This window comes from Micromonospora inaquosa (assembly GCF_003857055.1).
Classification (GTDB): Bacteria; Actinomycetota; Actinomycetes; order Mycobacteriales; family Micromonosporaceae; genus Micromonospora; species Micromonospora inaquosa.
On sequence record NZ_QGSZ01000378.1, the window covers coordinates 1 to 10,232 of the forward strand.

At 75.0% G+C, this 10,232-nt stretch carries 12 protein-coding genes; 6 read left to right on the plus strand and 6 right to left on the minus strand.

Annotation, left to right across the window (positions count from 1 at the left end):
* The 3 genes from DLJ59_RS37090 to DLJ59_RS34125 all read left to right on the plus strand — a co-directional run.
* A partial coding sequence (locus DLJ59_RS37090; protein WP_208648934.1) for a hypothetical protein occupies positions 1 to 192 on the plus strand: 192 nt, incomplete at its 5' end.
* Positions 193 to 267: 75 nt separating this feature from the next.
* A complete protein-coding gene (metF, locus tag DLJ59_RS34120) occupies positions 268 to 1,185 on the plus strand; it encodes a methylenetetrahydrofolate reductase [NAD(P)H] (RefSeq protein ID WP_124778233.1) in 918 nt (305 codons plus the stop codon).
* A 44-nt stretch (positions 1,186 to 1,229) separates the two neighbouring features.
* Entirely contained in the window at positions 1,230 to 1,919 is a 690-nt protein-coding gene (locus DLJ59_RS34125; RefSeq protein ID WP_124778234.1) for a CDP-alcohol phosphatidyltransferase family protein, read from the plus strand.
* 67 nt (positions 1,920 to 1,986) lie between these two features.
* Here the strand turns inward: DLJ59_RS34125 and DLJ59_RS34130 are convergent, their stop codons facing one another.
* Genes DLJ59_RS34130 through DLJ59_RS34155 form a run of 6 tightly spaced genes read right to left on the minus strand, consistent with a single transcriptional unit; the run spans position 1,987 to position 7,297 of the window.
* The gene (locus DLJ59_RS34130) at positions 1,987 to 3,474 is read right to left on the minus strand and encodes a phytoene desaturase family protein (RefSeq protein ID WP_124778235.1); all 1,488 of its coding nucleotides are present in this window, start codon (positions 3,472 to 3,474) and stop codon (positions 1,987 to 1,989) included.
* A gap of 11 nt (positions 3,475 to 3,485) precedes the next feature.
* A complete protein-coding gene (locus DLJ59_RS34135; protein WP_124778236.1) occupies positions 3,486 to 4,613 on the minus strand; it encodes a glycosyltransferase family 2 protein in 1,128 nt (375 codons plus the stop codon).
* Positions 4,610 to 5,506 carry a carotenoid biosynthesis protein gene (locus DLJ59_RS34140; protein WP_124778237.1) on the minus strand — a complete coding sequence of 299 codons (897 nt, stop codon included), beginning with the start codon at positions 5,504 to 5,506 and terminating at the stop codon, positions 4,610 to 4,612. The genes DLJ59_RS34135 and DLJ59_RS34140 overlap by 4 nt, the downstream gene beginning before the upstream one ends.
* Complete coding sequence (locus tag DLJ59_RS34145) at positions 5,503 to 6,054, minus strand: GNAT family N-acetyltransferase (RefSeq protein ID WP_124778238.1); 552 nt, start codon at positions 6,052 to 6,054, stop codon at positions 5,503 to 5,505. The genes DLJ59_RS34140 and DLJ59_RS34145 overlap by 4 nt, the downstream gene beginning before the upstream one ends.
* Complete coding sequence (locus tag DLJ59_RS34150; RefSeq protein WP_244236380.1) at positions 6,051 to 6,812, minus strand: monooxygenase; 762 nt, start codon at positions 6,810 to 6,812, stop codon at positions 6,051 to 6,053. The genes DLJ59_RS34145 and DLJ59_RS34150 overlap by 4 nt, the downstream gene beginning before the upstream one ends.
* Positions 6,809 to 7,297 (minus strand): YbaK/EbsC family protein, encoded by a 489-nt coding sequence (locus DLJ59_RS34155; protein ID WP_124778239.1) that lies wholly within the window; start codon positions 7,295 to 7,297, stop codon positions 6,809 to 6,811. The genes DLJ59_RS34150 and DLJ59_RS34155 overlap by 4 nt, the downstream gene beginning before the upstream one ends.
* 445 nt (positions 7,298 to 7,742) lie before the next feature.
* Between DLJ59_RS34155 and DLJ59_RS34160 the strand changes: the two genes are divergently transcribed.
* The 3 genes from DLJ59_RS34160 to DLJ59_RS34170 form a co-directional block, all read left to right on the plus strand.
* Entirely contained in the window at positions 7,743 to 8,192 is a 450-nt protein-coding gene (locus DLJ59_RS34160; protein WP_007463070.1) for an SAV_6107 family HEPN domain-containing protein, read from the plus strand.
* Between the two features lie 102 nt (positions 8,193 to 8,294).
* Positions 8,295 to 9,020, plus strand: coding sequence for a hypothetical protein (locus DLJ59_RS34165; RefSeq protein WP_124778240.1), 726 nt, complete (start codon positions 8,295 to 8,297; stop codon positions 9,018 to 9,020).
* On the plus strand, positions 9,017 to 10,232 hold a 1,216-nt coding region (locus DLJ59_RS34170; protein ID WP_148096997.1), incomplete at its 3' end, for a DNA polymerase Y family protein. The genes DLJ59_RS34165 and DLJ59_RS34170, both read left to right, overlap by 4 nt.

The window sequence follows — 10,232 nt, forward strand, 5'->3', positions numbered from 1 at the left end:
CGCCGCCCCTCCCGCACCGCCCCTTCCTACCTCGGAGGTACGACGCCTTTCCGCCCTCCGGCTCAGGGCGCGCGGTGCGGCACCGCTCTCACCGGCTCGGCGCGCGGTGCGGCACCGGCCGTCGGCTGGGGGCGGACCGTGCGGCACCGCCCGCTGGCTGAGGGTGGACCGGGCGACACCCCCGCCGGCTGAGGGTGGACCGGGTGGCGCCGGCCGCTGGATGGGAAGGGCCTGGGTCGTCCTGGCATTGACCGCTAGAGTCGGGTCGTGGCGCTCGGTCTTCCCTCGGTACTCCCCAATCCGCAGCCGGCGATCGGGGAGCTCATTCGTGAGCGCCAGCCGACCTTCTCGTTCGAGTTCTTCCCGCCCAAGACCGCGGCGGGGGAGCAGCTGCTCTGGCAGGCGATCCGCGAGCTGGAGTCCCTGCGCCCGTCGTTCGTGTCGATCACGTATGGCGCCGGTGGCTCGACCCGGGACACCACCGTGGCGGTGACCGAGCGGATCGCCACCGAAACCACACTGCTGCCGATGGCCCACCTCACCGCGGTCAACCACTCCGTCGCCGAGCTGCGGCACGTGGTCGGCCGGCTCGCCGGGGTGGGGGTGCGCAATGTGCTGGCCGTTCGTGGTGACCCCCCGGGCAACCCGGGCGGTGAGTGGATCCGCCACCCCGAGGGCGTCGACTACGCCGAGGACCTGGTCCGGCTGGTGCGCGACGCCGGTGACTTCAGCGTCGGCGTGGCGGCCTTCCCGTACAAGCACCCCCGCTCACCCGACGTGGCCAGCGACACCGCCCAGTTCGTCCGCAAGTGTCGAGCCGGCGCGGAGTTCGCGGTCACACAGATGTTCTTCGACGCCGACGACTACCTGCGGCTACGTGACCGGGTGGCTGCTGCCGGCTGTGACACCCCGATCCTGGCCGGGGTGATGCCGGTGACCCAGATCGGCACCATCGAACGGTCCGTGCAGCTGTCCGGTGCGCCGTTCCCACCGGCGTTGGCGGCCCGGTTCGAGCGTGTCGCCGACGACCCGGACGCCGTCCGCCGGCTCGGCATCGAGCAGGCCAGCGAGATGTGCCGCCGGCTGGTGGACGAGGGCGTGCCGGGAATCCACTTCATCACCCTCAACCGGTCCACCGCGACCCGCGAGGTCTGGCAGAACCTGAAGGCTGGCGCGCGCGTGTGAACGCTGTGCCTGCGACACCTGTTGGCCGGCGCGACGGTTGAGTCGTGGTGGGCACACAGCTGAACTGGGATCAGTACGCCACGGCGTGGGCGCGGTTGCACGGCGGGTTCGACCCCCGGGTCGCGGCGCCGGTGGTGCGTGCCTGGCTGCGATTCGCGTACCACGTCGGATATGTGCTGGGTCGGCTGCGGGTCAGCCCCACCGCGGTCACCGTGGCCGGGGTGCTGCTCTGCTTCTGCGTACCGTTGCTGGTGGGCCGGCCGGGGAACGGGCCGTTCCTCGGCGCGCTGTTCGTGCTGCTCGCCGCCGTGGCGGACAGCGTGGACGGTGCGGTGGCGGTCGCCACCGGCCGCACCACCCGGCTCGGCTACGTCTACGACTCGGTCGCCGACCGGCTCGGTGAGGTGGCGTGGCTGCTGGCGTTCTGGCTGGTGGGTGCGCCGGGTGGGCTGGTCGTCGCGGGCGGCGCACTGTCCTGGTTGCACGAGTACGTCCGAGCGCGGGCGGTCGCCGCCGGTATGCGGGAGATCGGCGCCGTGACCGTGGGCGAACGCCCCACCCGGGTCTCGGTGGCGCTGGCCGGCTTGCTGGTCGCCGGGCTGGCCGGGCTGATCGAACCGGACCTGGCCGCCGGCACCATCACCATGGCGACCGCGGTCTGGGTGCTGCTGGCCGGCTTCGGCCTGGGGCAACTGCTCTCCAGCATCCGCCGCGCCCTGCTCGACGCCGGCTGAGCGGGCCGGGCCGGGCCGGCTGAAGCAGGCGCGCCGGCTGGAACAGGCGCCGGCAGAGCAGCCGGGTCTACCAGGCGGCGCCGATCTCGTCGGCGACGATCTGCGCGGAGAGGGCCACCATCGGCAACCCGCCTCCCGGGTGGGTGGAGCCACCCACCAGCCAGAGCCCATTCGCCGGGCCCCGGTTGGCCGGGCGGAGCAGACCACCGGCGGTGCCGTAGATCGAGCCACCTGGCGCGCCGGTCGCCACGTCCAGGTCGGCGGGGGTGCGGATCTCACGGAACAGCAGCCGGTCGCGCACGTCCACGCCGCGCCGCGCCAACACATCCAGGATCCGGTCGGCGTACGCGTCGGCCAGCCCTGGGCGCCGCCAGTCGACAGCGCCCGCCGCGGTGCCCTGCCGCGGGGCGTTGACCAGCACGAACCATGCCTCGTGCCCCGCCGGGCGGACCATCGGGTCGTCGGCCACGGTGACGAACACCGCTGGGTCGGCCGCCGGCCGGGCCCGTACGCCGCGCCCGGGGTCACCGAAGACCGCGTCGAACTCGGCGTCGTAGTCGTCCGGGAAGAAGACGTTGTGGTGGGCCAGCCCGGTGCTGCCGGAGACGCCGAGCAGCAACACGAAACCAGCGAGGCTGCGGTCGGTCAGCGCGGCCAGCCGGCGCGGGTGCGGCAGCAGGTCACGGTAGACGGTGAGCGCGTCCACGTTGGCCACCACCACGTCGGCGGGCACCGGGGCGGTGACGCCGGCGAGGCGTACCCCGTGCACCCGGCCGCCGGTGGCGTCGATCCGGGTGACCGTGGCGTCGGTCTGCACGACCACGCCGAGGTCCAGGCAGCGGGTCAGCAGCGCGTCGGCGAGCGTGCCCAGCCCGCCGCGCAGGTACCAGCCGCCGAAGGCCAGCTCGGCGTAGGGGACCGCGACCAGCGCCGCGGGTGCCCGACGTGGGTCGGCGCCGGTGTAGGTGGCGTACCGGTCCAGGAGCATCCGCAGCCGCGGGTCGGACAGGTGCCGGCGGCCCAGGCCGCGCAGACTGCGACCCGGGGCGATGGCGGCCAGGTCGCCGACGCGCCAGGCCAGCGACGCGAGGTCGCGGGGGGAGTCGACGGTACGGCGCAGGATGTCCCGCGAGGAGGCCTGCCACACCCGCGCCGCTCGACGCCACAGCCGCTGCCAGTCGGCTGCCGCCCGGTCACCGAAGGCGGCCCCGATCCGGGAGGTGAACTCCACCGGGTCGGCGCACGAGTCCAGGGTCGGGCCGCCGTCCGGAAAGACGTGCCGGACGATCGGGTCCAGTCCGACCAGGTCCAGGTATTCGTCGAGCTTCGCCCCGGTCGCCTCGAACAGGTCGTGGAAGACCTCGGGCAGGGTGAGCAGGCTCGGCCCGGTGTCGAAGTGGAACGACCCGGCCGGGGTGTCGTGCGCGTACCGGCCGAGCTTGCCGCCGACCGTGTCGGCCCGCTCGAAGACGGTCACCTGGTGCCCGGTAGCGGCCAGCCGGGCGGCGGTGGCGAGGCCACCCACCCCGGCGCCGACGACCACGATCCGCGCCATGCCGCGCCCTCCTAGCTGACCGGGCGACCCCGCCAGGTCAGACGGCGTCGCTTTCGCAGATGGTACGACCGCAGGGTCAGCCAACCGAGGACCACGACCGACACGGGGTGTGCGAGCGCGTCGGGCCACCACCGGCCACCGGTCGCGCGGGCGGTGAGCACCCGCCCGGCCACCCCGAGCAGATAGCCGGCCAGGCCCACGGCGGCCACCCCCGGTGCGCCGGCCGCCGCACCCGCCAGCGCGATCAGTGGTGGGGCGGTGTAGAGCAGCAGTAGCGCGGCCACCACGGTTGCCGCCGCGCCCGGGTGCCCGAACGACGCCCAGAGCGACTTCGAGTACCCGTCGCGCAGTTGCGGCCAGTCGTCGTACATCCGGCAGGTGGCCAGCTTGGAGCCGTCGGCCAGGGCGATCCGCCCGCCGGCCCGCTTGACCGCCCGGGCCAGCTCGACGTCCTCCAGGATCTTGTCGGCGACCGCGGCGTGCCCACCGGCCGCGGTGTAGCCGGCCCGGTCCAGCACCAGGAACTGCCCGCCCGCCGCGGCCAGCGACGGCCGCGGTGAGCGTTCCATCGCGCGCAGCGGCAGGAACGTCAGCCAGAGCCACTGCAACAGCGGCTGCACCAACCGGTCGGCCGCCGTCGCCACCACGATCCGGGGGTACGGCGACAGCAGGGTCGCGCGGGCGGCGCGCAACTCGGTGACGGCCGCGGCCACGGCGTGCGGGGCGAGCACCACGTCGGCGTCGACGAAGACCAGCGCGGTGGCGTCCGGGTCGGCCCGGGTGGCCAGCTGCCAGCAGGCGTGCGGCTTGCCCAGCCAGCCCGGCGGCGGGGCGACTCCGGTGAGCAGCGTGACCCGGGGGTCGTCGCCGGCCACCGCGCGGACCACGTCGGCGGTGCCGTCGGTGGACCCGTCGTCGAGGACCACGACGCGCAGCCGGGGTACGCCGCGTTGGGCGAGCAGAGCGCGCAGGCAGGGCGTGACCCGGGTCGCCTCGTCGCGCAGCGGCAGCAGCACGGCCACCGGTTCGTCGACGGCGTCGGGCCGGTCGGTGGGCCGGCGTAGCCACCGGGCGGCGTTGAGCCAGGTGTGCCCGGTCAACGCGGCGACGGCGATCAGCAGGGCGAGCGGGACGGTCATCGGGTCGCGTCGACGCCGGGGCGGTGTGGCTGGTGGTCCTCCGGCCGGAGGTGACGGCTGCGCTGGGCGCGGAGCAGGGTAACCGCCAGCGGTACGGCGGTCACCGACATGCCGGCGGCGCCCCAGAGCGCCGAGGCGGGCAGGTCGAGGAAGACGGCGTGCGCCAGGATGCTGGAGAAGTACGTCCACAGGTACAGCGCGATCATCGGGTGGTCTCGCCGATCGGTGTGCGCGGCGGCCGGCCCGGCCAGCGGGCGCAGCGCGCTCATCATCAGCACCGCGAAGAGCAGCCACCCCAGGTAGTTGCTGACCGGGATGCCGGCCAGGCCGGGCAACGCCGGGGTGGCGTCGCGCCAGACCCAGTAGCCCTCGGCCACCATCTGCGGGTCGAGGAAGAGGTCCCAGGCGGCCAGCCCCACAGTGGCCAACGCGATCCGACCCACCCATCGACCCACCGTCGGCCCGCTGCCGTCGCTGCCGCTGCCGCTGCCGTCGGCCGCCCGCCCGCCGCCGGCCGTCGCGGCGTCGCCGCCGGTCAGTCGGACCGCGGCCAGCCACGCCGGCCAGGCCATCCAGGTCCAGGCCAGCGGAATGATCAGTGGCACCCCGGCCAGCTTGGGGCCCAGCTCTCCGGAGTAGTCGTAGCTGCCGAACGGCACACCGGTGGCCACCCCGATCGCCTCGATCGCGAACCCGCCGCCGGTGGCCACCGCGACCAGCGCCGCCGCCACCCGTAGGCCCCGGCTGAGCAGCGCGTGGCCGACCGAGAGCAGCCAACCGAGGACGACGGTGGCCACGGTGAGCCCGGCCCGGGTGGCGCCGGTGGTGAGCGGGTAGCAGATCTGGGCGGACACCAGGACGGCGAGCAGTGTCCAGGAGATCCGTCGGGTCATGACGCCGGTGGATCGAGCGGCAGATCCCGACCGAGCACACCGAACGGTCGTTCGTCGCCGGGGAAGTGGAAGTCGCGCAGCACGTCGACGAAGCCGAACCGTCGGTACAACCGCCAGGCCCGCGAGGTCTGCTCGTCGGCCTCCGGGGTGGACAGCAGCGTGGTGTCGCCCTCCGCCATGCCCAGCAGCGCGCGCAGCTGACCGGTGCCCAGGCCGTGCCCCTGCGCCGGTGGCCGGACGTGCAGCTCGACCACCTCGAAGCAGTGGGTGAGCCAGCGCGTACGGGTCGGGGCGTCCAGCGCGCGGTGCACCTGGTCGTGCCACCACTGACCGGAGGCGCCCAGATAGCCGTAGCCGAAGCCGGCGAGGTGACCCTCGCTGGTCAGACTGGCGACCGCCCGGAAACCCGGCCGGCGAACGTGGCTGGCGATGTAACCGCGCCGGGCCTCCAGCAGGTCGGTGCGGTATCCCATCGCCTCGCCGTAGACGGCCACCACGTCGTCCAGCCGCCGGACGAGATCGTCCGGCGTCCAGCGCACCAACCTCATGCCCGTCCACCCTTCACCGTTTCCGGGCCGCCGTCGGCGACCCACCCGAGCACCGACCGGTCGCCGACCACGTCGCGCACCTCGAATCGGGCGAACAGCTCCTCGGCGTACCAGCCCGCGGTGGGGGTTCGCATGATCGCCGCCCGATGCTCCGGGTGACGGTACGCGAACGCCACCAGGTCCGTCGGTTCGCGCCACACGCTCACAGTGCCCTGCCAGCCCAACGGGGCCTCTCCGACCCCGAACCGAGCCAGCAGCCCGGGCGCGTCGCGCAGGGCGGCGGCCACCGGCGGGATCGCCCGCCAGAAGGTGGCAGCCCGGCGGGCCCGCAGCCGAGCCCGGGTCAGTGCCAGCACCGGGCCGGTGACCCGGCCGCCCGACGGGTCACCGAACGGCCGCTGGCCGGACCACTCACCCCGGCTGGTCAGCGGGCGCAGGTCGATTCGGGCCTGGGCCTGGGCGATGCGCGTCCAGGCCCGCCCGACCGACGAGTCGTCGAAGCCGGCCGCCGCGGCGGGGGAGTCCCAGACGGTCAGCGCCGCCCACCGGGTCAGGTCGGCGTCCCTCGGCCCGAAGTCGGTGCCGGTCCCGGTGCCCAGCAGCTTGCCGAACCGAGCGCCCGGGAGGGCGCGCAGCCGGCGCGGGTCCAGCGCCATCCGGGTCAGCGCCCGGGGCAGCGCACCGCGGGAGGTCCGCCACACGTGCAGCGTGACCAGCTCCGGGACCACGCTGCTGGGCCGGCTGGTTCGCTCGCTCACGCCACCTCGGCCGGGGTGCCGGCGGTGACCCGCAGCAGTTCGGCGTAGGTGGTCGGGAAGACCGCCTGGGGCACGCCACCCGCGGCCCAGATCTCCGGGTACGCCGCCAGCGCCGTGTCCACCAGGGTGCGCAGCGGGTGCGGGTGCCCGAGGGGGGCGACCCCGCCGATCGGCTGCCCGGTGTGGGCCCGGACGAACTCCGGGGTGGCCCGGCGCAGTCGGGTGACGCCGGTCGATGCCGCCAGGCCGGCGGTGTCGACCCGGTGCGCGCCGGAGGTGAGCACGAGCAGCGGCGTGTCGTCCGCGTCGAAGATCAGGGAGTTGGCGATCTGACCGACCTCGACGTCGAGCGCCTCGGCGGCAGCCGCAGCGGTGTGCACCGCGTCGGGCAGCAGACGGACCATGCTGGGCTCACCGGCGCCGTCGAGCGTGCCGGCGGCGGTGAGCGCGTCCTGCACCGCTCGTACGTTCGGGTGTGGCTGCATGTCGTCATTCTTCCCGGTTCGCCGAGGTGGGTTCAGCCGGCCGGCACGCTCCGCGCGTCACACGTTGCATTTTCGTCGGCGGGGAGGTGTACTGTCAGCAGCAGTTAGAACGAGTGTTCGATTGCCTCGAACGCCCGTTCCAACCAGCCGGAGCGCGGCGTTTCGCGGCGCCACCTCCGGGCGGTGCGGCTCCGCGGGCCGCACCTGGGTTTCCGGGCAGTCGCGAGCCTGGTCCCATCAGGCAGGAGCGCCGCCCGCCGCCCACGACCCCCGGGCGGCGGGCGACGCACCCGCCGGTCCGCCGGCCGGGTGTGGTGTGGGGAAGCATCCACACCCGGCCGGCCACACCCGGTGCGTCTTCCTCCGCACCACCCCGACCTCGGCGTCTCGTCGGTGGCATCAGCCGCCGGAGCGACGTCTCGGCCACGTGGAGGAGAGACATTCCATGCCGACCAACCCGGCTCAGGCACCGACGGTGCCGGCGCACGTGCTGCCGCATCGCACCCCCGCCCAACTCCTCACGTTGGCCCGCCGTGGCCTGGTCGAGGCCGGCCAGACCCGACCTGACGGCCTGCGCTACGCGGCTGCCCACCTGGCTGCCCTGCGCGCGGCGGCGGCCCTGCTCGCCGCCCGGGCCCGACCCGCGCCGAGTCGGCGCAACCGGATCACCAGCGTCTGGGTCCTCCTCTGCGCGGTCGCTCCAGAGCTTGACGAGTGGTCCCGGTTCTTCGCAGCGGGGGCCAGCAAGCGCGCCGCCGCCGAGGCCGGCATTCCCCGGGTGGTCAGCGCCCGGGAGGCCGACGATCTGCTCCGCGCTGCCGAACAGTTCGTCACGGTGGTGGAAACCGCGCTCGGCGTGGCCCACCAACCGGCTCTGGACGGCCTCGCCGCCTGATCCCGCCGTGCCACCGGCCGCCCCGCGGGGGGAGCTGGGCGGCCGGTGGCACGGCGTGCCGGTCCTGATCTGATCCACAGCAACGACGGGGGAGTTGGTCCAATGGCGGGCCGCATGGTGGTCGGTTCCGCCGCGCTGGCTGATCTGGTGCGCCCAGCGAGCGCACCCGACCCGGTCGGTGGCCACCGAGTGCTGCCGGTGGTGTCCGAGTTGACCGGTCTGCTGCCCAACCGGGGCTTGCGCCGGGGCAGCACCATCGCGGTCGCCGCCGGCCAGCCCAGCCGCAGCGGCGGCACCTCACTGATGTTGGCCCTGCTCGCTGAGGCGTCCCGGGCCGGCTCGTGGTGTGCCGTGGTCGGGGTGCCGACGTTCGGCGCGGGCGCGGCCGCCGAGCTGGGCATCGCCCTGGACCGGTTGGCCCTGGTGCCGAACCCCGGCCCCGAGTGGGCCACCGTGGTCGCCGCGCTGATCGACGGCGTGGACGTCGTGGTCACCACCGTGCCGGCGACGGTCTCCGCCTCGGTCGCCACCCGGTTGGCCGCCCGGGCCCGGCAGCGCGGCAGCGTGCTCGTCCCGTACGGCCGGTGGGACGGCGCGGACGTGACGTTGCAGGTGGTCCGGGGAGTCTGGGAGGGGCTCGGGCGGGGCCGGGGGCGGTTGCGCCGCCGGGAGATCACCGTCTCGGCGCGCGGGCGCGGGGCGGCCGCCCGACCCAAGGAGATCAAGGTCTGGCTGCCGGGCGACGAGTTGACCCGGGTGATCCCTCGTACGCTGCCGTCGCCCGTGGGCCGATCGGCCGCGCCACTCGCCCTGGTCGGTCGGGGGTGACCGGCGCGCCGGCACGGACTCTGCTGCTGTGGTGCCCGGACTGGCCGGTGCTCGCCGCCGAGATCGTCGACGGGGTGCCGGCGACCGGCCCGGTCGCCGTGCTGCACGCCAACCGGGTGGTCGCCTGCTCCGAGCGGGCCCGCGCCGAGGGGGTGCGTCGAGGGCTGCGCAAGCGGGAGGCGCAGGGTCGCTGCCCGCAGCTCACCGTCGTGGAGTACGACCCAGGCCGGGACGCCCGGGCGTTCGAGCCGGTGGTCGCCGCGGTGGAGGAGCTGGTCGCCGGGGTCGAGGTGGTCCGTCCGGGTGCCTGCGCGGTGGCCGCCCGGGGGCCGAGCCGTTACCTCGGCGGCGAGGAGGCGGCCGCCGAGCGGATCATCGAGCACGTGGCCCAGTCGTGCCTGGTGGAGAGCCAGGTCGGCATCGCCGACGGGGTGTTCGCGGCCGGGCTGGCCGCTCGCGCTGGTCGGGTGGTGGCACCGGGCGGGACACCGGAGTTCCTGGCCGGGTTGCCGGTCGAGGCGCTCGGCCGGTCGGCGCTGGCCGACCTGCTGCGCCGGCTGGGGGTACGGACCCTCGGCGACTTCGCCGCGTTGCCGGCCGGCGACGTGCTGGCCCGGTTCGGGTTCGACGGTGCGCTGGCCCATCGGCTGGCCGCCGGGCGGGACCACCGCCCACTCGCCGTCCGGCAGCCGCCGGCCGACCTGACGGTGACCTCGGAGCACGACGAGCCGATCGACCGGGTGGACGCGGCGGCGTTCGTGGCCCGGGCGCTGGCTGAGCAGCTGCACGAGCGGCTGGCCGGGCACGGGCTGGCCTGCACCCGGCTCGGCATCGAGGCGGTCACCGAGCACGGGCAGGAGCTGCACCGGGTGTGGCGGCACGATGGTCTGCTCACCGCCGCGGCCATCGCCGACCGGGTGCGCTGGCAGCTCGACGGGTGGCTCTCCGGCAGCAACGGCCGCGCCGGTGCCCGAGCGGCCCGACCGACGGCCGGCATCATCCGGCTGCGGCTGGTCCCGGACGGGGTGATCGCCCAGGCCGGTCTGCAGGCCGGCCTCTGGGGGGAGACCGGTGAGGAGCGGGAACGCGCGCACCGGGCGTTGAGCCGGGTGCAGGGCATCCTCGGCCCGGAAGCGGTGGTCACCGCGGTGCTCGGTGGTGGGCGCTCCCCGGCCGACCAGGTGCGACTGGTGCCGTGGGGCGACCACCGCC